The following is a 23,450-nucleotide window of genomic DNA, read 5'->3' as shown; positions in this document are numbered from 1 at the left end:
CTCAAGCAGGGCGAAGCGTGGGCGGTACCGCCGGGTAGGCGCTGCTGATATCGCCGAGCGTTTCGGCCAGCGGGTCCAGCCAATCGGCAAAGCGCTTCCAGTGATCGACGCCATCGGTGAAGATCGGCTGGCGCACCTGCTCGCTGCTGGCCGTGCGAACGGCACGGTCGGTCTGCCAGAAGGTCAGGCAGGCCGGCTCGAAATCCACGCCGACAGCGCCAAGCAGCTTCGTCACCTGCACCTCGGTATCTGCGACCATCTGTTCGTAGATGACGCGATGGACAGCGCCCGGCAGCACCGCATCGATATGCGCCATGAAGCGCACATAATCCCGGTAATAACGGCCGACATCGACCAGATCATAGGAAAAGCTCTGCCCGCGCGCGAAATGCTGTTTCCAGGCCGAGAAGCAACAGCCCATCGGGTGGCGGCGGGCATCGATGATGGTGGCATTGGGCAGGATCAGCTTGATCAGGCCGACATGCTGCCAATTGTTCGGCATCTTGTCGATGAACAGCGGCCGGTCGCTCTTGCGGTGGATGCGGGTGCGATCCAGATATTCCTCGCCCAGCCGCGCGCAATCGGCCGGAGACAGGCTGGCCAGCATCGCGCCGAAATCGGCAAATTCGCCGGCATCGATGCGGCTTTGCAGCCGGCTGCCGATCATCATCATCTCCGGCAGTTCCATGGTGCCTTCGATCTGGCTGTGGCTGGCGAGGATCTGCTCCACCAACGTCGAACCGGAGCGCGGCAGGCCGACGATGAAGATCGGATCGCGCGCCGGGCAGCCGCCAGCGGTCTGCGCAAGAAACGCCGGCGAAAAACCGGTGATCGCCGCGCTGATGTCGGCCGAGAATGCATCCGCGTCGTGCTGGATCAGCGTGCGGCGGCGGGCATTGCCTTCGCGGTAATGGCGGAAGGCGGCGGCCGCATCGCCGGCATCCTCATGCGCCTTGCCCAGCGAGAAATGCAGGTGGAAGATATCCTCGGCCCGCGCTTCATCTGCGCCGGCCAGCCCGGCCAGCGCCTCGTTCATCACCGTGATGTCGCCTGGGCCGAGCTTGACGGTCTTCAGGTTGGCGAGGCTCCACCACGCCTCGCCCAGCGTCGGCTGGCGGGTCACCGCTTCGCGATAGGCGGTGACGGCATCGGCCTGGCGGCCCAGCGTCTTGTGGACATGGCCCAGATTCTGCCAGACCATCGGCTGATCGGGCGTCGCGGCCAGATAATCCTCGTAAATGACGCGTGCCGGCTCCTGTTCGCCCAGCCGCACCAAAACGGAGGCGTGCAGCAGCGCATGGCCCGGCGCATTCACCGGCGATTGCCGCAGGGTTTCGGCATGGACCAGCGCCTCGGGCAGCCGGTTGGACTGCATCAGCAGACGGATCAGGAATTCGCGCGCCAGATCAAAGCCCGGCGCCAATTCGATCGCGCGCTTCACCTGGGCCAGCGCATCGTCCATGTCGCCGCGCCGCCAGCAGATTTCGCCCAGCAGGCGGGCGGCCGGCGCATCATCGGGCGTGCTGGCCAGCCGGGCCGACACCATGGCGGCGGCCTCGTCCAGCCTGTCGTCGTTCATGGCCACGGCCGCGGCGATCAGTTCGGCATCATTGGCGGCGGCGCGGGTGCCGGACAGATCGGCACGCCAGGCGTCTGCCCCCCGGCCAACGGCGCGCAGTTCGCGGGCGAGCAGGAACCAGCCGCCCGGCACCGCCGGCAACTGGCCGGTGAGGCGGGTGAGCGCGGCAATCGCCACGTCGTGGGCACCGGCCGTGCTGGCTGCCTGTGCAAGTTCCCAACTGACCGCCGGCACCTGCGGGTGGCGCGTCGCCAGCGCCTCGAGCGTGGCGACCGCATCGGCAATGCGGCCAAGTTGGCGCAACGCCTGGCCGCGCAACAGTTCGGCCTGTGGCAGGAAGGGCACATCGGCCAGAATAGCATCAACGATTCCCAGCGTGGCGGCAGGATCGGCGGCCAGCATCTGCGCCGCACGCGCCAGCATCGCCTGTTGCCCGCCGATATTATCTTGTGATTTGGACGGGTTGGCTGGGGTCATCGAGGTGTCCGAACATGGGAATGGGCCGGATGGCATGCGCAATCATGATCTAAGTCAACTGGCGTATAGTGGCAAATTGAGCATTGACTTGCCATGTGGCTGTCGCATGTTTGTAAAGCAGGGTCGCTGTTCTTTCGGGTCGCGATACCGATGGCAAAGGCTGGCAGCAAGTGTAGGCGCGCCCGCCGGAGCAATGCAGCAGCAAGGTCGCGGACATCGCGCCTGCTGGCCTGCATCAAGTGCGTTTGGTCGGGAGATGCCAGGAAATGGCGCCTCGACAGGGGTTCAGGGGTGAAGAACGGACAGATTGCTGCAACACGGCGTTTCGTCGTGTTTGGAATATGACGCTAATTTGCAATTGGGGGACCAAGGCGATGATGACGATTGTGGGCCGCAAATCGAATTTCTTGCGGATGTTGAGTGTGACCACGGTTTTGACCGGGATGACTTCGCCGGCCTTTGCCGCGGCAGCCGCCCAGGATCAGGCTGCTGATCAGGCAACCGCTCAGGCCGAGGAGAACGAAGGTCTGGAAGAGATCATCGTCACCGCCACCCGCAGCGCCCAGAGCATCCAGAAGGTGCCGATTTCCATCCAGGCGCTTACCGCCGATGCGCTCGCGCAGCGCCAGGTGAAGGGCCTCACCGATTTCGCCGTGTTGCTTCCGTCCGTGTCATTCGTGGGCCTTGGCCCTGGCCGTACCGCCGTCTATTTCCGCGGCATCGTGCCGGCCGGCGGCGCCTATCCGGCGACCGGCTATTATCTTGATGACATCGCCATCAACGTGAATGGCGTGCCCGACATCCACGTCTATGATGTGGCGCGTGTCGAAGCGCTGTCGGGCCCGCAGGGTACGCTGTTCGGCGCCGGTTCGCTGGCCGGCACCATCCGCTTCATCACCAACAAGCCGACCACCGACAAGTTCGAAGGCGGCATCAATGTCGAAGGCAACAAGTTCGGCAAGGGCGATTTCGGCGGACAGGTCGAAGGCTTTGTCAACGTGCCGCTCACCGAAACGCTGGCGATCCGCGCCATGGCCTATGTCCGCCAAGAAGGCGGCTATGTCGACAACACGCCGAACAACGGCAAATTTGCCGATGGTTCGCCGGCCGTCTTGAAGCTGGGTGACGACAATCCGTTGACCAGCTTCACGCTGAACAATGCGGCGATTGCCAAGGATGATTACAACAATATCGATGAATTCGGCGGCCGCCTGTCGCTGATGTGGGAACCGGCCGATGGCTGGAAGATCAACCCGCAGATCACTGCGCAGCGGCAGATCTCGCGCGGCTATTTTGGCTTCGATCCCAAGGTCGGCGATCTCGAGGTCCATGATTACGGCCCAACCCGCAACGACGACAAATGGTACCAGGCGCAGATGACCGTCAACGGTCACATCGGCGATTTCGAACTCGTTTCGGCCACCGGTTATTTCCGGCGCAATATCAAGCTGCTGAACGATTATACCTATTATACCGTTGCCTATGATGGCTTCGGAACGGGGTATGAAAACTACCTGCAGTTCTTTGGCGCCTCGGGCTGCACCGGCACCGGCGCGTCCCTGAAGTGCACCCAACTGATCAATCCGACGCAATTCTATCGCGGCAACCGCAACGATCGCATCTTCACCCAGGAACTGCGCCTGAAGACGCCATCAAGCTGGCCGTTCGATGTGACCGTCGGTGGTTTCTACCAGATCCAGAAAAACGAGATCAACGACGACTATTCGACCGAAGGTCTCGACAAGGTGATTGGTTATACCCAGTCGGGCGGCGGTGATCGGGCCGATTTCGCCACCTCGTTCGGCCGTCCGACTTCGGCGGGCGGCAGCATGATCCTGGGTTCCCCGGCGGTGAAGCGCGACGCGTTCTACACCACCGAACAGGATCGCCGGGTGCGCGATGCGGCGATTTTCGCCGAAGGCCATTACAACATCACGCCCAATTTGAAGATCACCGGCGGCCTCCGCTATTTCTGGACGGATTTGCAGGTGATCGGCTTTGCCGGTGTGGCGGGTTCGGCGCGCAGCCTGGTGACGACCACGTTCGTGCCGACCGGTCAACGCGGTTGCCCGACGCCGATCCCCAACGATGCCCGGTTGAACTGCCTGAACACCAACTTCCGCGCCGCCGATCAGGCGATCCGCTACAAGGAACAGGGCCAGACCCACAAGATCGCGCTCGATTGGCAGTTCGCGTCCGACAAGATGGTGTATTTCAACTATTCGACCGGCTTCCGGCCCGGCGGCGGTAACCGGCCGCTGCGCACCGGCGGTCTCGTCTATGAAGTCGCACCGTTCCGCTCGGAAGATCTGACCAACTTCGAATTGGGCTTCAAGACGGAGTGGAACAACATGCTCCGCCTGAACGTCGCCTTCTACTTCGAAAAGTGGAACGATCTGCAATATTCGGTGGTCGTAGCCGGGGCGCAGGGCGCCGGCATCACCGGCAACGCCGGCAAGGCCGAAGTGCGCGGCGTGGAATATGATGCCGATCTGCGGCTCGGCAAATTCACCCTCTCCACCAACGGCGCCTATAATGATGGCAAGCTGGCCGGCAACTTCTGCAACTTTGCCGCCAATTCCGCCAATCTGACCATCTCGCAAGTGGCCACCTGCGCGCCGGGCACGTTCCTGCCGGGCAATCCGCCGACCCCGTCGGTGGCCGCCCAGGATGGGACCCGTCTGCCGAACCAGCCCAAGTTCAAGGGCACCACCTCGATCCGCTATGACACCGATATCGGCGATTATGGCGTCTATGTGCAGGGTGCCGCCCTGTATCAGACCAGCGCCACGCAGGATCTGAACGTGGAGCTCAACAAGCTGCTGGGCAACTCGGCCGGCTTTGCCTCGTTCGATTTCGCGGCCGGCGTGAAGCGGGACAATTGGACCTTCGACGTGTTCCTGCAGAACGCGTTCGACAAGCGCGGTGAGGTGAGCCGCAACACCTTCTGCTCGATCTCGATCTGCTCGGGTTCGTCGCGCACCTTCACCATCCGTCCGCAATTCTTCGGGATGCGGGCCGGGTATCGCTTCTGATCAGCCGATCAGCATGACTGCGGGGCGGGCGGTGGCGATACGTCACCGCCCGCTGCCGTTTTCGGCTGAAGTCGATCCCGCTCAAGTTGAAGCGTTCAACGCCCCCCGTTGACGCTTCGCGTCGCCTGCGGCTGCGGGGAGGGAACGCAAACACAACGCAATCGGGTCCAGCGCTCCAGGGCTTGGATTTTCGCGGCGGCAACCGTAACACGAGGGCCGCCGCCTGCATCGCACAGCAGCGGCGCAGCGATGAGGACCAGATTCTGCCCGCTCAGCCCCAGCCTCGCCCAACGCATCTGCAAACGCTGGAAGCCCAGGCCATCCACATCATGCGCGAGGTGGTGGCAGAGGCGCAGCGGCCGGTGTTCCTGTATTCGGTGGGCAAGGACAGCGCAGTGATGCTGCACCTGGCGCTGAAGGCCTTTTACCCGGCGCCGCCGCCATTTCCGTTCCTGCACATTGCATCGGGGTGGGATTTTGGCGATCTGCTTGCCCACCGTGACAAGATGGTGGCGCGCCATGGCCTCGACCTGATCGTCGCCAGCGCAGCCGAGGCCGATCAGGCGCGGGTGACGCCGTTCACGGCCGGTGCCGATGTCTATGCCGAAACCTTGCTGACCGGGCCCTTGAAGGCGGCGCTGACGGCGCATGGTTTTGATGCGGCGTTCGGCGGCGGCCGCCGCGATGAGGAGAAGAGCCGGGCCAAGGAGCGGATCATGTCGTTCCGCTCCACCTCCCACCACTGGGACCCGAAGAACCAGCGGCCGGAATTGTGGGACCTGTATAATCTGCGCCTCAGCCCCGGCGAAAGCATTCGGGTGTTTCCGCTGTCCAATTGGACCGAGGCGGATATCTGGGCCTATATCGCGCAGGAAATGATTGATATCGTGCCGCTCTATCTCGCCGCGCCGCGCCCGACCGTGGAGCGTGGCGGCCAGATCATCGTGCTCGATGATGATCGTATGGCTTTGGCGCCGGGCGAGGCGGCGACTCTGCGCAACGTGCGGTTCCGGACCCTTGGCTGCTGGCCGCTCACCGGTGCAGTCGAAAGCACCGCCGCCGATCTGCCGTCGGTGATTGCCGAAATGCAGGCCTCCACCACGTCCGAACGCCATGGCCGCATGATTGATGTCGGCGCGGCGGCGAGCATGGAGCAGAAGAAGCAGGCGGGTTACTTCTGATGACCGAGCCAGATAAACGCGAGTTGTTGCGCTTCATTACCTGCGGCAGTGTCGATGATGGCAAGTCCACCCTCATCGGCCGGCTGCTGCACGATACCGGCATGATCCCGGATGACCAGTTGGTGGCGCTGGCGGCGGACTCGCGCCGGCTGGGCACGCAAGGTGGCGATCTCGATCTGGCGTTGCTGGTCGATGGCCTGGCGGCCGAGCGCGAGCAGGGCATCACCATCGATGTCGCCTACCGGTTTTTCCACACCGCGGCGCGCAGCTTCATCGTCGCCGATTGTCCGGGCCATGAACATTATACGCGCAACATGATCACTGGCGCATCGAGCGCCGATCTTGCCGTGCTGATCGTCGATGCGCGCGGTGGGTTGACCGCGCAGACGCGGCGCCACGCCGTGCTGTGCAACCTGGTCGGCGTGCGCGCCATGGTGCTGGCGGTGAACAAGATGGATCTGGTCGGCCACAGCCCAGCCGTGTTCGATGCCATCGTCGCCGATTTCACCAGCTTTGCCGCGCGCATCGGCGTGACGCTTATCGGTGCGGTGCCGATGTCGAGCCTGAAGGGCGACAATGTCTGTGCGCCCTCGCCGAACATGGCCTGGTATGATGGCCCGACGCTGCTGACCCTGCTGGAAACCGCCGATGTGCGGGCTGATCTGGCCGCCGCGCCGCTGCGCCTGCCGGTGCAGTGGGTGAACCGGCCCAATCCGGATTTCCGCGGCTACGCCGGCACGATCGCGGCCGGCACGGTGCGGCCCGGCGATGCGGTGCGGCTGCTGCCATCGGGGCGCATCAGCCAGGTGGCCCGCATCGTGACCATGGATGGTGATCTGGATCGGGCGGTCGCTGGCCAGTCGATCACCCTGTGCCTCGCCGACGAGATCGATTGTTCGCGCGGCGACGTGATTGCCGCCGCCGATGCGCCGCCGCAGTCCGCCAACCAGTTCGAAGCCACCATCGTCTGGCTGGACGAGGCGCCGATGAAGGTCGGCCGCGGTTACTGGCTGAAACTGGCGACGCAAATGGTGTCGGCGACAGTGCAGCAACCGAAATATGTGCTGAATGTGGAATCGCTCGATCATCTGGCGGCGCGCACGCTCGATCTGAACGCCATCGGCGTGGCGGAACTGGCCACCGATCGGCCTTTGGTGTTCGAACCCTATGCCGACAGCCGTGTGCTCGGCGGCTTCGTGCTGATCGACAAGTTGAGCAACCATACGGTCGCCGCCGGCATGCTGAACTTCGGCCTGCGCCGGGCGCAGAATATCCACTGGCAGGCGCTGGAGGTGACGCGCGAGGCGCGCGCCGCGCAGAAACAGCAGCGCGCCGCCGTGCTGTGGTTCACCGGCCTGTCGGGCTCCGGCAAATCGACCATCGCCAATCTGGTGGAAAAGCGGCTGCTGGCGCTCGGCCAGCATAGTTTCCTGCTCGATGGCGACAATCTGCGCCACGGCCTCAACCGCGATCTGGGGTTCACCGAGGCCGACCGCATCGAGAATATCCGCCGCGTCGGCGAAGTCGCGAAGCTGATGACCGACGCCGGCCTGGTGGTGATCACCGCGCTGATCAGCCCGTTCATGGCCGATCGCGACACGGTGCGTGCCATGCTGCCCGCCGGCGAGTTCATCGAAGTGCATATCGACACGCCCTTGGCCGAGGCCGAACGCCGCGACGTGAAGGGCCTTTATGCCAAGGCGCGCGCCGGGCAGATCGCCAACTTCACCGGCATCGACAGCCCCTATGAAGCGCCGGTTGCGCCGGAAATCCGCATCGATACGATGCGTGAAACGCCGGAGGCCGCAGCGGAGCGGATCGTGGCCTATTTGCTGGCGCGGCAGGCCGGGTGATGATTCCCTCCCCCTTGCGGGGAGGGCGAGAGACGAGCCGAAGGCGAGGCCCGTGGGGGTTTCGGATGCGGCCATTCGCAGCAACCCCCACCCCCCCGGATCAAGTCCGGGGCAGGCTGCTCGGCTGGCGCCGAGTCGCCCTCCCCGCAAGGGGAGGGAGCCGTTCTGCAATGCGAGCCAGCCCCGCCTACTTCGGCGCCACCAACAGATTGTGGCGGCGCAGCACATCCTGCAACGGCTTGTGCGGCAACGCGGAAACGGTCCAGTAATCGACGCCTGTCATCGTCTTGGCGGCGATCATCGCATTGATCACCGCCTCCTCCACGCCTTCGATGGTGGCGGTGAACAGTGGGTTGATGGCGGCGTTGGGCAGGCGGGACAGGGTTGCCGGCTTGTCGGCCGCCGCGTGCCAATTGCCATCGTCCACGCCCGGATTGGCGGTGGAAAAGGCGATGAAGATATCGCCCGAACCATCGGCCAGGATCGATCCCAGCCGGCCCAGCCCCGCAGTGCCGCGCCGCGCCAGTCGCTTCAGTTGTTCAGGCGTGAGCGGCGCATCGGTGGCGATGACGATGATGATCGATCCGCGATGCTCCTCGCTCGCCGGGTCCGCAATGGCGAGCTTCTTCGGGTCGCACAATGTGGGTGCCTGGCCAAAGAAGACCTGCGGCGGCGACAGCAGCTTGGTCACGCAGCGCGGCTGCAGATCCATCTCACGCGCCACGTTGATGCCGGCAATGCGCAGGCCATTGGCGGAGCCATAATTGCACTGCACCAGCACACCCACTGTATAGCCGCCATCGCCCGCCGCCAGTCGGCGCGAGGCCGTGCCGGTGCCGCCCTTGAAACCGTTGCACACCATGCCGGTGCCACCGCCGACATTGCCTTCCGCCACCGGGCCGGGCTTGGCAGCCGCCATCGCATCCATCGCGTCTTGCGCGGTCACATGCTGGCCCGGCATGTCGTGCAACAGGAAATCCGCCGTTTCGGCCACCACCGGATACCAGAAGCCGCCGCTGCGGTGATCGGCCAGCCATTGGAACGCCGCATCGCGCACCACGCCGACGCTGCCGGTGCCGGTGATCAGGATCGGTGTTTCCAGCACGCCGCCTTCTTCCACCCAGTGCGTGCCGGTCATGTCGCCATTGCCATTGCCGGCGAAGAATCCGGCAAACACGCCGCGCGCATCGGCACGCCCACGCGGGAAAATCGCCGTCACGCCGCTGCGCACTGGTCCCTTTCCGCGCACCCGCGCGCCTTCGCCCGAAATCAGCGTCTTGAAGCCGACCTCGATGCCGGGAACATCGGTGATGGCGTTGAGCGGCCCCGGCGTGCCATCGAACGGCACCCCCAGATCCCGCGCGCGCGGCTCGGCGGCCTGTGCCGATGCGGCCAGCCCCAGCGTGGCAAGCAGTGCCAATCCGATTGTCTTCATCCTGCGCTCCCCCCGGATGGGGATGCTATCAGAGCCGAACCGGAACGCCAGAGCCGCCGCCCAATTTGACATTCCCCCTGCAATGCAGCATAGCCGCGTTTCTCGACGGGCGCGTGATCGGAGCAGATGGCTCCAGGCCCCCCGCAGACGCTTGCTTCCCATATCACGCGGGTTGCTGGTCAACCCCCCCCATTTACCGGTGGGCCCAGAGTCAATCCCGACTCCGGCTGGCCGGTTTCGATATGTTGGAAACCCACATGAATTTTGCTGATCTCGCCCTTGCCGAGCCGATTTTCCGCGCGCTCGCCGAAAAGGGCTATGCCGAACCCAGCCCGATCCAGGCGGCGGCCATCCCGCCGGCGCTGGCCGGCAATGATGTGCTTGGCCTCGCGCAAACCGGCACCGGCAAGACGGCGGCCTTCGCGCTGCCGATCCTCCACCGCCTTGCTGCCAACCCGAAGCATCGCCTGAAAATCTCCACCCGCTGCCTGGTGCTGGCGCCGACGCGCGAACTGGCCAGCCAGATTGCCGCCAGCTTCCAGGCCTATGGCAAATACATGAAGCTCTCCGTCTCGGTGGTGTTCGGCGGTGTGCCGATCGGCCGGCAGGAGCGTGCGCTGTTTCCGGGCGTCGATGTGCTGGTGGCAACGCCGGGCCGTCTGCTCGATCTGGTGATGAAGGGCGCGCTCGATCTTGGCCATGTCGAGATGCTGGTGCTCGATGAATGCGATCAGATGCTCGATCTGGGCTTTGTCCATGATCTCAAGCGCATCACCGGCCTGCTGCCGAAGACGCGCCAGACGATGCTGTTCTCCGCCACGCTGCCGCCGGCGATCGAGGAACTGTCGCAGCGTTACCTGAAGAACCCGGTCAAGGTGGCAGTGCAGCCGCAGGCGACCACGGTGGACAAGGTGGTGCAATCGGTGGTGCATGTTTCGCAGCCTGAAAAGCTGGCGCTGCTGGCGCATCTGCTGAAGCAGGACGATGTCGAGCGCAGCATCGTTTTTAGCCGCACCAAGCATGGCGCCGATCGCATCGTGCGCCAGTTGGCCGCCAACAAGATCGCCGCCGAAGCCATCCACGGCAACCGCAGCCAGGCGCAGCGCACCAAGGCGCTGACGGCGTTCCGCTCCGGCGAGCTGACCGTGCTGGTCGCCACCGACATCGCGGCGCGCGGCCTTGATATCCCGGAGGTCAGCCATGTGTTCAATTACGAGCTGCCCAACGTGCCGGAACAATATGTGCACCGCATCGGCCGCACCGCGCGTGCCGGCCGCAACGGCCAGGCGGTTGCGCTGTGCGCGCCCGATGAGCGCGGCCTGCTGAAGGATATCGAGCGCACCATCCGCAAGCCGCTGGCGGTGCAGCCGCTGCCCGGCGACTTCCGCGACCTGGTTGGCCTCGCCGCCAAGAACATCAAGCTGGCGCCGCCGGAACCAGAGCGCGAAGAGCGTGGTGATTTCGGCCGCCGCCCCGGTGGCAACAATGGTGGACGCCGCGAAACCAGCTATGGCGCCCGCCCGGCCCGCGATCCGCGCGTGGCAGTGCGGCCCGATGGCCGGCCCGGTGGTCGCCCGGAAGGCCGCAACGAAGGTCCGCGCCCGGCGCAGGCCCGTGATGGCCAGCGCCGCCAGAACCAGGGCCAGCGGCGTTCACCCGCCGGCCGCTGAGGCTTTTGATTGAATGGGAAACCCCGCCGACACGAAGGTGCCGGCGGGGTTTTCCATTTGCGGCGGGGTGGGGGTTCTCCATGTTGCCGCTGTTGGACCCCCACCCCGCTCGCGCCAAGGGGCGCGAGTCGCCCTCCCCGCAAGGGGGAGGGAGTGGCTCACGCCACCTAATGCGCTCTACAGCGCCATCTGCGTCTGCGTCGTCACGCTGGCCAGCTTGCCGCCCTCGCTTTCCACGCGCGTCACCCACACGCTGGTGCGCCGCCCGACATGCAGCGGGGTGGCGGTGGCGACCAACGTGGTGCCGGCTGGAATCGCCCCCATCATGTTGGTTTTCGATTCGATGGTGGTGGTACCCTTGGCGCCTTCGGGCAGCACCTGAAACGCGCCAACCGCCCCGGTGAAATCCGCCAGCGCCATCAGGAAGCCGCCGTGGGCGGTGCCGCCGCTGGTGCAGTGTTCGGGCTGGATGACAGCGTGGACCACAACCTGGTCCTTGCCCATCACCTTGATCTCAAAGCCGAGATGCGCCGAAAATGGCACCATCTTCACCACGGCGGCCAGTGCGTGTGCGTCCATCGATCAATTCACCAATCGGGGTTCCATCGCGGGATCGGCGGCGCCGACCAGAACGGATTTCTGCCAGTCGCGCTTGGAAACCAGCACGACATGATGGCGATCGGGCAGGGATTCGACGCGCCAGTCCATCACCTCGAACATTGTTTCATCCAGCCGCAGTTGCAGCGGATCGCGCAGCCAGCCGATATCCTTGATGTGCCAGGGCCGCCGCGCCCGCACCACCAGCACGGCCAGCCCGGCCGGCGCCAGCACGCGCCACAATTCGCGCAGCATCAGCCGCGGTTGCACCAGTTCCGCCGACAGCAACGCCTTGTCGAACAGCGCCTCGTGAAACGGCAGATGATGCGGATCGGCGCGCACCGTGCCGGGGCGCAGTTCATCGTCGCTGGCCGCCACGCAGGCGACGCGTTCCCAGCCTTCCAGATTGAGTTCGACCTTTTCCGGTGGCCGGCCCAGCACCAGCAGACGGCCATTGGGATGCTCGGCGCGGTGGCCGGCAAACAGGCGCTCGATGGGCGTGGCGTCGCGGATCATGGGCCAAGGTTATGGCGCGGATTGCCGGGGGCGGGAAGGGGGCTGTTCCCACCCCCAGCCCCTCCCGCGAGCGGGAGGGGCGCCGTTTGCGCTTGGCCCTTCTGCTCCCCTCCCGCTTGCGGGAGGGGCTGGGGGTGGGCCTTTCGGCCTCAGCCCCGTTCAACCGCCAGCGCAATCCCCATGCCGCCGCCGATGCACAATGTCGCCAAGCCCTTCTTGGCATCGCGCCGGCCCATCTCGTGCAGCAACGTCACCAGCACGCGCGCGCCCGACGCGCCGATCGGGTGGCCGATGGCAATCGCGCCGCCATTCACGTTCAGCGTGGCGGGATCGAGGCCGAGTTCCTGGCCCACCGCCAGCGCCTGCGCGGCAAAGGCTTCATTGGCTTCCACCAGATCGAGATCGGCGACCGACCAGCCGGCCTTGGCCAGCGCCTTGCGGCTGGCCGGCACCGGGCCGATGCCCATCACGGCGGGATCGACACCGACGCTGGCGAAGCCGGCGATGCGGGCGAGCACGGTGGCGCCGCGGCGCGCGGCTTCGGCTTCGGTCATCAGCACCAGCACGGCGGCACCGTCATTCAGGCCGCTGGCATTGGCGGCGGTGACCGATCCGTCCTTCTTGAATGCGCCCTTCAGGCCTGACACGCTGTCGATCGTGACGCCATCGCGGATATATTCGTCGGTATCGACGATGGTGTCGCCCTTGCGGCCCTTGATGGTGACGGGCGCGATTTCGGCCGCGAAGCGTCCGGCGGCGCGGGCGGCGCTGGCCTTGTTCTGGCTGGCGACGGCAAATTCATCCTGGGCGCTGCGGCTGATCTGGTACATTTCCGCGACATTTTCGGCGGTGATGCCCATGTGATAGCCGTTGAAGGCATCCCACAGGCCATCCTTGATCATCGTATCGACCAGTTCCATGTGGCCCATCTTCTGCCCGGCGCGCAGGGCCTGGGCATGGTTGGAAAGGCTCATCGATTCCTGGCCGCCGGCCACCACGATGCCGGCATCGCCATTGGCAATGGCTTGCGCCGCCATGGCGACCGCGCGCAGGCCCGATCCGCACACCTGGTTGACCCCATAGGCCGGCGCTTCGCGGTTGACGCCGGCGGCCATGGCGGCCTGCCGGGCCGGATTCTGGCCCTGTGCCGCGGTGAGCACCTGGCCCAGGATCACCTCATCCACCTCTTCGGGCGCCACGCCTGCGTCCAGCAACGCCGCCTCGATCGCCGCCTTGCCAAGCAGATGGGCCGGGGTGGCGGCGAAGCTGCCAAGGAAACTGCCGACAGCGGTGCGGCGGGCGGCGGTGATGACAATGTTGGTCATTGGCGTTTGTTCCTTTGGTTATCCGAGTCGTTTGGGCGAAGACTAGGCCCGCGCCGTCGCACGGGCCAGCCGATTCAGCCAGCCAGAAACGCCGTCAGCGGCGCATGCAGCCGGGCCGGGGCACCGCGGCCGACCACCATGCCGACATGGCCGCTGGCAATCTCCAGCCGCGCGGCATCGCCGGGGTTGGTCAGTGCCGCCGCCGCCGGGACGATGCGATCCGTGAGCGCCACGACATCGAGGATCTTGATGGTCGGCACCGCATCGCCGGCAATGCCGGTTGCGCCGCCATCGAACAGCGCGGCCAGATCGGCGGCGGCGGCCAGGCTGAGCGGCGCGCCGCCGTTGGCCCAATCCTCCAGCCGCGCGAACGCCGCCACCGTGGGCTCGTCGGCGTCGGCGATCTGCGCGAACTTGTGTGCCAGCGCTTCGGGATCGAGCGCCCAGAACGCCGGCTGCAGCAGGTCCATCGGCACCAGGCCCAGCGGCTGCGCAATGGGTTGTGCGCCGGTCCACCAATGGCCCAGGGTCTGACGGCCCGTCTCTCCATAGGCGGCAAAGCGCCAGGGCGTGGCCAGCAGCGCCAGCCGTTTGATGCCGCCGGCGCGCGCCGCCGCCAACGCCAGCGTGCCGCCCAGACAATAGCCCACGGCCGGCAGCTTCTGCCCCAGCGCGGCGATCAGCGGCACCAACCGCTGTTCGACCAGTTCGGCAAGGCCCAATGGTTCGGGATGCGCGCCCCAATCGACCAGCAACGGCTGGAAACCCGCGTCGGCAAGATGGCCGAGCAGGCTCTGCCCCGGTGCCAGATCGAGCACATCGGGCGGGTTGATCAGCGACGGCACCACCAGCAGCGGCCTGCCTGTGGCAGCGCGGGCGCGCAGCGTGACGCCGCCGACGCGGGCGATTTCGGGGAGGGCAGGTCGCGGTGGCGGCCGGCGGGCGGACTGATAGCGGGTCAGGCCAGCAAGGATCTTGGCCATGCGCGCCCGGTCCGGCCCGCAGACATGACTGATGGTGGCGAGAAACAGCGGGAGCGGGTGCGGGCCGCGCGGGCGGGTCATGGGCGCAAAGCCCGGGATGTTGTGCAGATGACGGCGGGTGCCACCCCTCCGTCGCCCTGCGGGCGCCACCTCCCCTTGCCGGGGAGGAGCCTGCTGATCCTCCCCTGCAAGGGAAGGTGGCGAGCGAAGCGAAAGCCTGCCCCGGCGAAGGCCGGGGGAGGGGTGTGGAGAACGCGCTGTGGGGTTCGGGCCAGCCGCCCGCCCGGCCGGCCTTGCGCCTGTCGGCGCGCTTGGCTTCGCCAGGCGCGCTCGCGGCGCTGTGGCATTGCACCGCAACATGCGATCATGCTACCGATTGGGCGAATTTCCTTATCGAGAGCGTCCATGGTCAGTGCCCCAAACTCCCCAGACGCCAAGACCGGTTCGACCGGGCAGTCGCCGGTGATCATCAAGAAATACGCCAACCGGCGCCTCTACAACACCGAAACTTCCAGTTACATCACGCTCGACCATCTGGCGGTGATGACCCGCGAGGGGCGGGATTTCCAGGTGTTCGATGCGCGTACCGGCGAAGATATCACCCGCGCCGTGCTCACCCAGATCGTCATGGAAGGCGAAGCCGGTGGCCAGACCATGCTGCCGATTTCCTTCCTGCGCCAGATCATCGCGCTTTATGGTGATTCGATGCAATCGATGGTGCCGCATTATCTGGAAGCGTCGATGTCGGCCTTTGCCGAAAACCAGGCCAAGTTTCGCGATGCCGCGATGAAGCCGTTCGAACAGTTGGCGCGGCAGAATCTGGCGATGTTTCATGCCGCCACCGAATTGATGACCGGTGCGCGGCTGCGCGAAGCCAAGGGCGGCGATGGCAAAGCCAGTGATGGCAAAGGCGGCGATTCGGGGCCAAAGCCGGCGGCCACGGACGAAGTCGACCTGCTGCGTGACCAGTTGGCGGCGTTGCAGGCGCGCATCGACGGTTTGCAGCGCTGAGCTGACCACCTGCATCTGGCCAAACTGTCAGACAATCTTGCCGTCAACCAAATTGGACACTTGCCGCCCGCCCTGTTCAAATATATTGGCTCGCCGTGGGAGGCCGGTTGTCTGGAGGGGTCTGGACAGCCGGATTTTCGGGAACGGATCCGTTGGCTTTTGTGGCCGCGTGCGCCGTCCGGAATGTGGGATACGCGGTCGATGAAAAACGAGTCGCACGGTGAATTTGACGGTCCCGGCAACCATGGTGACACAATGACCATGGTGGCTGCGGATGATCTGCCACAGGATTATCGTCCGTCAGCGGACGAGGAATTCATGAACCCGCGTCAGTTGGCTTATTTCCGGCGCAAATTGCTCGACTGGAAAGAGCAGATCCTCAAAGAGTCGGAAAGCACGCTCGAAGCCCTGAAGGCTGAACCGCTGCGCGAACCGGATCTGACGGATCGTGCGGCCAGCGAGACCGATTGGGGCATCGAACTGCGCACCCGCGATCGCCAGCGCAAGCTGATTTCCAAGATCGATTCGGCGCTGCGCCGCATCGATTCCGGCGATTATGGCTGGTGCGAAGTCAGCGGTGAACCGATCAGCCTGGCACGCCTGGAAGCCCGCCCGATCGCCACCATGACGATCGACGCCCAGGAACGTCACGAGCGCGATGAAAAGGTGAGCCGCGACGAGTGAGCCGCGGCTTTCGACCTGTCAGTGCAATTGCGCGCTGATCTCGTCTTTCAGCTTGAGCTTTTTGGCTTTCAGGCGGCGCACCACGACGGAATCCGGCACCGGCCGTTTCAGTTCGGCAGCCAGGTTGGCATCGATCCTGGCGTGGCGGTTGGCGAGTTGTTCCCGGTGGGCATTGGCCATCAGCATGAGCCTTTCCTGTGCGGCGCCGCCAGGGATTGGCCAGCGCCGGGATTGGTGAGTGCATCATGGATTGCCTGGCCTGTCCATGGCCGTTGCGGCCATTTACCGCCGGTTCGGGATGATTGGCGCCCGATATGTTCTGGATGGGTCGCGCCCCCTTGAGCCGGCGGCCCGGATTGATTAACGCAAGGCAACGGGTCAGCGGCTGTTGGTCAGCGGCTGGCTCGGCAAATGGAGCGCCAGGGTGGACGAAGCCGAAATCCGCACCCGGATCGAACTGTTGCGCCAGGATCATCGTGATCTCGATGCCGCCATCGAGGCGCTGCGCACCCTGCCGATGCCTGACATGATCCAGTTGCAGCGCTTCAAGAAGAAGAAGCTGCGCCTGAAGGACGAGATCATGTTGCTGGAGGATCAATTGATCCCTGATATCATCGCCTGACCGCGCCGATGCGCTGCTTGCTGACCTTGCTGTTGTGGCTGGCCGCGCCGGCTCTTGCCCAGCCGGCCGAACCAGCGCCAGAGCCAGCAATCGCCCGACCGTGCCGCGAAGCCGCCGAAGCCCGCCCGCCCCAGCGCCGCCAGATCGCGCGCTGTGATCGCACGCTGCGCGAATCTGCCACGCCGCCGCCGCTGCGCCTGGCGATGTTGATGAACCGCGGGGTTGCGCTGCTCAATGCCGGCCGGCCGGATGCTGCCGCTGCCGATTTCGATCTGGCCATCAAGGCGGCCCCCGGTCTGCCCGAAGCCTGGATCAACAAGGGTGCGGCGCTCACCCGGCTGCCCGGCCGCAGCGCGGAAGCGGTGGCGTTGATCAGCCACGGCCTGTCCATCGGGCCGAAAGAGCCGGCACGGGCGTATTTTGCCCGGGCTCAGGCCCATGAAGGGGCCGGCCAATTGCGCGAGGCGATGGAGGATTATGCCGCCGCCGCCCGCGCCGATCCGAGTTGGCCGGCGCCCGGCGAGGAGCTGAAACGCTTCCGCATCGAGCGCCGGAAAGTGTTGCGCGGGTAGTCAAGATTGCCCTTGGTCGAACATGGGCAACGCCCTCCCGCCCGCAAGGGGGAGGGCGTTGAGCGCCTCAGTCGGGGGTAGCGCGCCTATTCCGCCGCAATCGCCAGGCCGTCGCCAGTGCCTGCCGCAGCGATGTCCACCTTGCGCGGTTTCTTGTGTTCCGGGATTTCGCGGAGCAGATCGATGTTGAGCAAGCCATTTTCGAAGCTGGCGCCAATCACCTTGATGGTATCGGCCAGTTGGAACCGGCGTTCGAAGGCGCGCTTGGCGATGCCGCGGTGCAGGAACACGCGCTCCTGCGCGTCGTTGTCGCTCGCGGCCTGGCCGGTGACAAGCAGGGTGTTTTCCTGCACGGTCAGATCAAGTTCCTGACGGGCAAAGCCGGCCACCGCCATCTGGATGCGGTAACTGCCTTCGCCGGTCTTTTCGATGTTATAGGGCGGGTAGGCATCACCGGCATCGATGCGGCCGGCATATTCCACCAACCGGTTGAGATTTTCGAATCCGATGGACGAACGCAGCAACGGCGAAATATCAAATCCACGCATGGCACTTTTCTCCTCTGGTCAGCCAGCTGGCCCCGCCCAAATCGGGCCGGGGAGTGCCGGCGTGCCCATTGGCCCCGCCGGCAACGCCAATCTGGGTTCCCTGCGGTCGCTTTCAAGAGGACCGGGCGGGCTGCGCGGCCAGCTCGACATGCTGTATCGCGACACGCTGGCCTGCGGCGAGGCGGCGCGAAACTGGTTCGATGGGCCCGGGCTGGCGTGGCGGGCGGGCCAGCCGCCGGCGGCACAGGCGGCTGCGGCGCTGGAAAGCCTGGGTGTCACGGCCCGCCTGCTGGCGGTGATGACCTGGCTGCTCGATTCGGCGCACAGCAAGGTGGGTTTGGCCGGCATGCCGTCCCGATTGAAGCCACTGCGCCATCAGGAACCGCTGCCATTTTCGGACGATCACCCCTTGGCAGCAACGCCGGGCGGTGCCATCGCCCGGGCGAGCCGGCAGGTGCTGGCGCGGGCCGAAGCATTGTCGGCCCTGTATGGGGAGCCACAATGAATCCGTTCCATCTCGCCATCCCGGTCGATGATCTGGCCGCCGCCCGGCATTTCTATGGCGAAGCGCTGGGATGCCCGGAAGGCCGATCGTCGGAAACGTGGATCGATTTCGATTTCCACGGCCATCAACTGGTGGTGCATCGCGCCCCCAGATCCGCCATCCACCGCAACCCGGTGGATGGGGACAGTGTTCCGGTGCCACACTTCGGCCTGGTGCTGGATTGGCCGGCCTGGGAGGCATTGGGCGCGCGCATCGCCGCCGCCGGTTTCAAGTTCGAATTGCCGCCGCATGTGCGCTTTGAAGGCAAGCCCGGCGAACAGGGCACCTTCTTCCTGTTCGATCCGGCCGGCAATGCGTTGGAGTTCAAGGCGATGCGCCACCCGGAAAATCTGTTCGCCAAACAGGCCTGAATCGGCGCTGGCCGGGAGGGCATGGTGCCACACCCGGCTAACATCGGCGCTGGCCTGCGCTACACACACGGCGATGCGCGCCGAAACGCCCTTTGCCATGGTCCAGCCCTTTGTTGCCGGGCCGCCACCGCTGATCGATGCGGCGCCGATCCTGTCGGCGCAGGGCCTTGCGAAATCCGTGCCGGCGGCCGGTGGCCCGCGCCGCCTGTTTGCCGGCCTCGATCTGGCCGTGGCCGCGGGCGAAGTGGTGGCGATCACCGGCGAATCGGGGGTCGGCAAATCGACCTTGCTCAACATCATCGCCGGCCTGGACACGCCGGATGCCGGCGACGTGCGCATCGCCGGCCAGGATGTGGCGCGGCTGAACGAAGCCGCCCGCGCCGCGCTGCGCTGCCGGCAACTGGGCTTTGTGTTCCAGGCCTTTCACGTGCTGCCCCACCTCGATCTGGCGCGCAATGTCGCGCTGCCATTGGCGCTGGCCGGCATGCCCCAGCGCGAGGCGCTGGCCCGCGCCGAAGCCATGCTGATCAAGGTCGGCCTCGGCGGCCGCGGCGGTGACTGGCCGGCGGCACTGTCGGGCGGCGAATTGCAGCGGATCGCCATCGCCCGCGCGCTGGTGCACGCGCCGCCCCTGGTGCTGGCCGATGAACCCACCGGCAATCTCGATCCCGAAACGGCGCGGCGCGTGCTCGATCTGCTGTTGGCCCAGGCCCGCGATGAAGGCGCTGCCGTGCTGATCGTCACCCACAGCGAAATGGTGGCCGCCGCCGCAACGCGCGCCGTGCGGCTGACCGCTGACGGGCTGGCGGCTGGCACCACGCTTGCCGCCTGAGCGCGCGCGCATGGGCATCATGCCTGCTCCCACCCGCTGGCTGCTGATTGGCGAATGGCGTGCGCAGCCGCTGCGCATTGCGGTGGCGGTGCTGGCGATTGCCGTGGGGGTGGCGCTGGGCTTTGCCGTGCATCTGGTCAACAGCGCCGCGCTGGCCAGTTTCGGCCGGGCGGTGGCCAGCGTGCAAGGCCGCGCCGATCTGGCGGTGCGGGCGCGGAGCCCGGCGGGCTTTGATGAAGCGCTGTATCCGCGCATCGCCCGGTTGCCGGCGGTGGCGGCGGTCAGCCCGGTGGTGGAATTGCAGGCGAGCTGGGGCGAACTGGCGCGTCCTGGAGAAAGAGGGGCCGGCGCGCCCAAGGTCGATGGCGGCCGCTTCACCCTGCTCGGCATCGACATGCTGCGCGCCGCGCGGGTGACGCCGGGGCTGGCGGCGGCGATGGCGCCCAGCATCGGCAACCAGCCGGATTGGGATGGTGATCCCATGTGGCTGTCCCCCGCGCTGGCCAACGCTGCCGGCGTGAAAATTGGCGACATGTTCGGCTTCACGGCCGCCGGGATTCAGGTGCGCTGGAAAGTCGTCGGACTGTTGCCGGGCAGCGAGGATGCACGGCTGGCGGTGATCGATATCGCCGGCGCGCAGTGGCGATTCGCCCAACTGGCCCGGCTGCAACGGCTCGATCTGAAACTGGCCGAAGGGGTGGATGCCGACGCCGCCCGTCGCGCCATCACCGCAGCCCTGCCGGCCGATGCCGTGCTGGCGACGCCGGAGGATGAAGCCAGCCGCGCCGACGCGCTCAGCCGCGCCTATCGGGTCAATCTGGGCATGCTGGCGCTGGTCGCGCTGCTCACTGGCGGGTTTCTGGTCTGGTCGGCGCAGGCCTTGTCGGTGGCGCGGCGGCAGCCGCAGTTCGCGCTGCTGGCCGTACTGGGCCTGCCGCGTGAGGGGCTGGTGCGGCAATTGCTGATCGAAGGCCTGGCCTTGGGGCTGGCCGGTGCGCTGTTGGGGGTCGGCCTGGGCTATGGCCTGGCCAGCCTGGTGGTGACGCAGTTCGGCGGTGATCTGGGCGGCGGTTATTTTTCCGGCGCCAATGCGCAACTGGCGTTTCCGCCGCTGGCGGCGCTGGTGTTCGGCGCGCTGGGCATTGTCACCGCGCTGGCCGGCAGCCTGGCGCCGGCACTCAATGCGGCACGGCAAAGCCCGGCCGCCGCCTTGAAGGGCATGGGCGAACGCCCCGATCCGGCGCGGCCGCCGCGGGCGTGGCCGGGGCTGGCGTTGCTGGCGGCTGGCGGCGTGGCGGCGCTGGGCCCGCCGCTGTGGGGACTGCCGATCCTGGGCTATGCGGCGATGGCGTTGCTGCTGGCTGGCGGGGTGGCGTTGATGCCGGCGCTGGTGCGCGCCCTGCTGGCGCCGCTGGCACGCGCGGGCAGCGGGGTGCCGGCGGTCGATCTGGCGGTGCGGCGGCTGTGGGGTGTGCCGCAGGCGGCCAGCCTGGCCTTGTCGGGCATTGTCGCGTCCACCGCGCTGATGGTGGCGATGGCGGTGATGGTGGCGAGCTTCCGGCAGAGTGTCGATGATTGGCTGGTCGCGGTGCTGCCGTCGGACCTGTATCTGCATCTTGAAGCGGCCGATGCCGGCGGCCTCGCCCCGGCCGATCAGGCGCGGCTGAGTGCGGTGCCCGGCGTCACCAATGTGCGGTTTCAGCGGCTGCAGACGATCCGCATCGATCCGGACCGGCCGGCGGTGATGCTGATGGCACAAGGCGGGCAGGCCAGCTTGCCAATGGTGGCGCGCACCGATGCGCCGGCCCCGCCGGGCAGCACGGCGGTGCTGATTTCGGAACCGATGGCCTGGCTTTATGGCTGGCGCGTCGGGGCGGTGCATGGCGTCGTGATCGGCGGAGTGGAGCGGCCGTTGTTCGTGGCCGGCATCTGGCGCGATTATGCCAGACAATGGGGCGCGCTGCTGCTGCCGATGGCGGATTATCAGCGCTTTACCGGCGATGCCCACGCCAGCGAGGCCGCGTTCGATCTGGTGCCCGGCCATGATGCCGGCATCGTGCAGAAGGCGCTGCACGAGGCGCTGCCGCCGGCCGTGGCGGGGCAGGCGCAGTTCGGCCGTCCGGCGGAGATGCGCAAGGTGGCGCTGGAGATTTTCGATCGCAGCTTTGCCGTCACCTATGCGCTGGAGGCGATTGCCATATTGATCGGCCTGGCCGGGGTGGCGACGAGCTTTTCGGCGCAAGTGCTGGCGCGAATGCGCGAGTTCGGCATGCTGCGCCACATCGGCGTGACCCAGCGGCAGATCCTGGCGATGCTGGCGCTGGAAGGCAGCGGGTTGGGACTGCTCGGCGCGCTGGCCGGCTGCACGTTGGGGCTGGTGATGGCGCTGGTGCTGGTGCGGGTGATCAACCCGCAGAGTTTCCATTGGACGATGGATCTGGCGCTGCCGTGGCCGGTGCTGGGCGGGCTTGTGCTGGCACTGCTGGCCTGCGCGGCGGGCACGGCGGTGGTAGCCGGGCGGCGGGCGCTGGGGCAGGGCGCGCTGCTGGCGGTGCGGGCGGATTGGTGATGAAGCGGCTTTTGCTCTTGCTGCTGGCGCCGCTGCTGCTGGCGGCGACGTTCGCGCCGGTGCGGCCGGGCGTGCCACTGCGCTTTCCGGCCGATCATGGCGCGCACCCGGATTTCCGCACCGAATGGTGGTACATCACCGGCTGGCTCGATACGCCGCGGGGGAAGAAGGGCTTTCAGATCACCTTCTTTCGCACCAAACCCGATCTCGACACGCCAAATCCGTCGGCGTTCGTGCCGCGGCAGGTGATTTTTGCCCATGCCGCATTGTCGGACCCGGGCCTTGGCCGGCTGCGCCACGCCGCGCGCATTTCGCGGGCCGGATTCGGGCTGGCGCAGGCGCGGGTGGGCGACATGGATGTGGCGGTCGATGATTGGCGGCTGTTTCGGGGCCGCGATGGCCGGTTGCACGCCAAGGTGGCCGGGGATGGCTTTGCGCTCGATCTGGCCTTCACGCCGACACAGAGCGTGATCGTGCAAGGCGATGGTGGCTACAGCCAGAAAGGGCCGGACCCGAAGGAGGCCAGCCATTATTATAGCTGGCCGCAGTTGAACGTGCAGGGGCAGTTGGCCGATGGTGACGGCCGGCGCGCGGTGACGGGCCGGGCCTGGCTGGACCGCGAATGGTCCTCCACGTTGATGAATCCGCGCGCCGTCGGCTGGGATTGGCTGGGTCTCAATCTGACGGATGGCGGCGCGCTGACCTTGTTCCGCATGCGCGCTGTGGATGGCACCGCGCTGTGGGCCGGTGGCAGCCTGCGCGACGCGCGCGGCCACTTGACCGTGCTGGGCCGCGATGATGTGCGCTGGCAGGCGGCGGGTTGGTGGCAAAGCCCGCGCAGCAAGGCGCGCTGGCCGGTGCGGCCGGTGGTGGAATATCGGTTGAACGGCCGCTGGCAACGCATCGCGGTGACGCCGTTGATGCCGGACCAGGAACTCGACAGCCGCAGGGGCGGCGGGCCGCTGTATTGGGAAGGCGCGGTCACCATAACGGGCGGGCGCGGCTATCTGGAATTGACCGGGTACGGCTCAGCCTTGCGGATGTGA

General features: G+C 66.4%; 21 protein-coding genes. 13 read left to right on the top strand and 8 right to left on the bottom strand.

Going from position 1 to position 23,450, the window contains the following annotated elements; all coding sequences use genetic code 11:
• Position 1: 1 nt before the first annotated feature.
• The gene (locus ABWP22_RS07100; protein WP_353199259.1) at positions 2-2,056 is read right to left on the bottom strand and encodes a tetratricopeptide repeat-containing sulfotransferase family protein; all 2,055 of its coding nucleotides are present in this window, start codon (positions 2,054-2,056) and stop codon (positions 2-4) included.
• Between the two features lie 443 nt (positions 2,057-2,499).
• Here ABWP22_RS07100 and ABWP22_RS07095 point away from each other — a divergent pair, with 443 nt between their 5' ends.
• The 3 genes from ABWP22_RS07095 (at position 2,500) to cysN (ending at position 8,125) form a co-directional block, all read left to right on the top strand.
• Positions 2,500-5,091 (top strand): TonB-dependent receptor, encoded by a 2,592-nt coding sequence (locus ABWP22_RS07095; RefSeq protein ID WP_353199258.1) that lies wholly within the window; start codon positions 2,500-2,502, stop codon positions 5,089-5,091.
• Positions 5,092-5,420: 329 nt separating this feature from the next.
• The gene (gene cysD / locus ABWP22_RS07090; protein ID WP_502951097.1) at positions 5,421-6,272 is read left to right on the top strand and encodes a sulfate adenylyltransferase subunit CysD; all 852 of its coding nucleotides are present in this window, start codon (positions 5,421-5,423) and stop codon (positions 6,270-6,272) included.
• Positions 6,272-8,125: a sulfate adenylyltransferase subunit CysN gene (gene cysN, locus ABWP22_RS07085; protein WP_353199257.1), complete on the top strand. Its 1,854-nt coding sequence runs from the start codon at positions 6,272-6,274 to the stop codon at positions 8,123-8,125. Before cysD ends, cysN begins: the two co-directional genes overlap by 1 nt.
• A 187-nt stretch (positions 8,126-8,312) precedes the next feature.
• Here cysN and ABWP22_RS07080 read toward each other — a convergent pair whose 3' ends face one another.
• Positions 8,313-9,560, bottom strand: a complete 1,248-nt coding sequence (locus ABWP22_RS07080; protein ID WP_353199256.1) for a DmpA family aminopeptidase — start codon at positions 9,558-9,560, stop codon at positions 8,313-8,315.
• Positions 9,561-9,817: 257 nt separating this feature from the next.
• On the opposite strand from ABWP22_RS07080, the gene ABWP22_RS07075 reads away from it, so the two are divergent.
• Positions 9,818-11,230 carry a DEAD/DEAH box helicase gene (locus ABWP22_RS07075; protein ID WP_353199255.1) on the top strand — a complete coding sequence of 471 codons (1,413 nt, stop codon included), beginning with the start codon at positions 9,818-9,820 and terminating at the stop codon, positions 11,228-11,230.
• A 177-nt stretch (positions 11,231-11,407) separates the two neighbouring features.
• Here ABWP22_RS07075 and ABWP22_RS07070 read toward each other — a convergent pair whose 3' ends face one another.
• From ABWP22_RS07070 to ABWP22_RS07055, 4 genes are all read right to left on the bottom strand, one after another.
• Positions 11,408-11,809: a PaaI family thioesterase gene (locus tag ABWP22_RS07070; RefSeq protein ID WP_353199254.1), complete on the bottom strand. Its 402-nt coding sequence runs from the start codon at positions 11,807-11,809 to the stop codon at positions 11,408-11,410.
• Between the two features lie 3 nt (positions 11,810-11,812).
• A complete protein-coding gene (locus tag ABWP22_RS07065; RefSeq protein WP_353199253.1) occupies positions 11,813-12,343 on the bottom strand; it encodes a class I SAM-dependent methyltransferase in 531 nt (176 codons plus the stop codon).
• 149 nt (positions 12,344-12,492) lie between these two features.
• Entirely contained in the window at positions 12,493-13,668 is a 1,176-nt protein-coding gene (locus tag ABWP22_RS07060; RefSeq protein WP_353199252.1) for an acetyl-CoA C-acetyltransferase, read from the bottom strand.
• A gap of 74 nt (positions 13,669-13,742) precedes the next feature.
• On the bottom strand, positions 13,743-14,732 hold the full coding sequence (locus ABWP22_RS07055) for a polyhydroxyalkanoate synthase family protein (protein WP_353199251.1): 990 nt from the start codon (positions 14,730-14,732) through the stop codon (positions 13,743-13,745).
• Positions 14,733-15,056: 324 nt separating this feature from the next.
• Here ABWP22_RS07055 and phaR point away from each other — a divergent pair, with 324 nt between their 5' ends.
• Both phaR and dksA read left to right on the top strand, forming a co-directional pair.
• Complete coding sequence (gene phaR, locus ABWP22_RS07050) at positions 15,057-15,662, top strand: polyhydroxyalkanoate synthesis repressor PhaR (protein WP_353199250.1); 606 nt, start codon at positions 15,057-15,059, stop codon at positions 15,660-15,662.
• Between the two features lie 255 nt (positions 15,663-15,917).
• Entirely contained in the window at positions 15,918-16,346 is a 429-nt protein-coding gene (gene dksA / locus ABWP22_RS07045) for an RNA polymerase-binding protein DksA (protein ID WP_353199457.1), read from the top strand.
• Positions 16,347-16,364: 18 nt separating this feature from the next.
• On the opposite strand, the gene ABWP22_RS07040 is transcribed toward dksA, so the two are convergent.
• On the bottom strand, positions 16,365-16,526 hold the full coding sequence (locus ABWP22_RS07040) for a DUF465 domain-containing protein (RefSeq protein WP_353199249.1): 162 nt from the start codon (positions 16,524-16,526) through the stop codon (positions 16,365-16,367).
• Positions 16,527-16,770: 244 nt separating this feature from the next.
• Between ABWP22_RS07040 and ABWP22_RS07035 the strand changes: the two genes are divergently transcribed.
• Entirely contained in the window at positions 16,771-16,968 is a 198-nt protein-coding gene (locus tag ABWP22_RS07035) for a YdcH family protein (protein ID WP_353199248.1), read from the top strand.
• 8 nt (positions 16,969-16,976) lie between these two features.
• Positions 16,977-17,540, top strand: coding sequence for a tetratricopeptide repeat protein (locus ABWP22_RS07030; RefSeq protein ID WP_353199247.1), 564 nt, complete (start codon positions 16,977-16,979; stop codon positions 17,538-17,540).
• Between the two features lie 86 nt (positions 17,541-17,626).
• Here ABWP22_RS07030 and ABWP22_RS07025 read toward each other — a convergent pair whose 3' ends face one another.
• Entirely contained in the window at positions 17,627-18,088 is a 462-nt protein-coding gene (locus ABWP22_RS07025; RefSeq protein WP_353199246.1) for an Hsp20 family protein, read from the bottom strand.
• Positions 18,089-18,149: 61 nt separating this feature from the next.
• Here ABWP22_RS07025 and ABWP22_RS07020 point away from each other — a divergent pair, with 61 nt between their 5' ends.
• From ABWP22_RS07020 to ABWP22_RS07000, 5 genes are all read left to right on the top strand, one after another.
• Positions 18,150-18,593: a DUF1465 family protein gene (locus ABWP22_RS07020; protein ID WP_353199245.1), complete on the top strand. Its 444-nt coding sequence runs from the start codon at positions 18,150-18,152 to the stop codon at positions 18,591-18,593.
• Positions 18,590-19,003, top strand: coding sequence for a VOC family protein (locus ABWP22_RS07015; RefSeq protein ID WP_353199244.1), 414 nt, complete (start codon positions 18,590-18,592; stop codon positions 19,001-19,003). Before ABWP22_RS07020 ends, ABWP22_RS07015 begins: the two co-directional genes overlap by 4 nt.
• Before the next feature lie 73 nt (positions 19,004-19,076).
• Complete coding sequence (locus tag ABWP22_RS07010; protein ID WP_353199243.1) at positions 19,077-19,835, top strand: ABC transporter ATP-binding protein; 759 nt, start codon at positions 19,077-19,079, stop codon at positions 19,833-19,835.
• A gap of 19 nt (positions 19,836-19,854) precedes the next feature.
• Positions 19,855-22,404, top strand: a complete 2,550-nt coding sequence (locus tag ABWP22_RS07005; RefSeq protein WP_353199242.1) for an FtsX-like permease family protein — start codon at positions 19,855-19,857, stop codon at positions 22,402-22,404.
• A complete protein-coding gene (locus ABWP22_RS07000) occupies positions 22,404-23,450 on the top strand; it encodes a lipocalin-like domain-containing protein (RefSeq protein ID WP_353199241.1) in 1,047 nt (348 codons plus the stop codon). Before ABWP22_RS07005 ends, ABWP22_RS07000 begins: the two co-directional genes overlap by 1 nt.

This window comes from Sandarakinorhabdus sp. (assembly GCF_040398665.1).
GTDB lineage: Bacteria > Pseudomonadota > Alphaproteobacteria > Sphingomonadales > Sphingomonadaceae > Sandarakinorhabdus.
The sequence above is the reverse complement of the archived record's forward strand: the minus strand, read 5'-3'. Positions and strand labels throughout refer to the sequence as shown.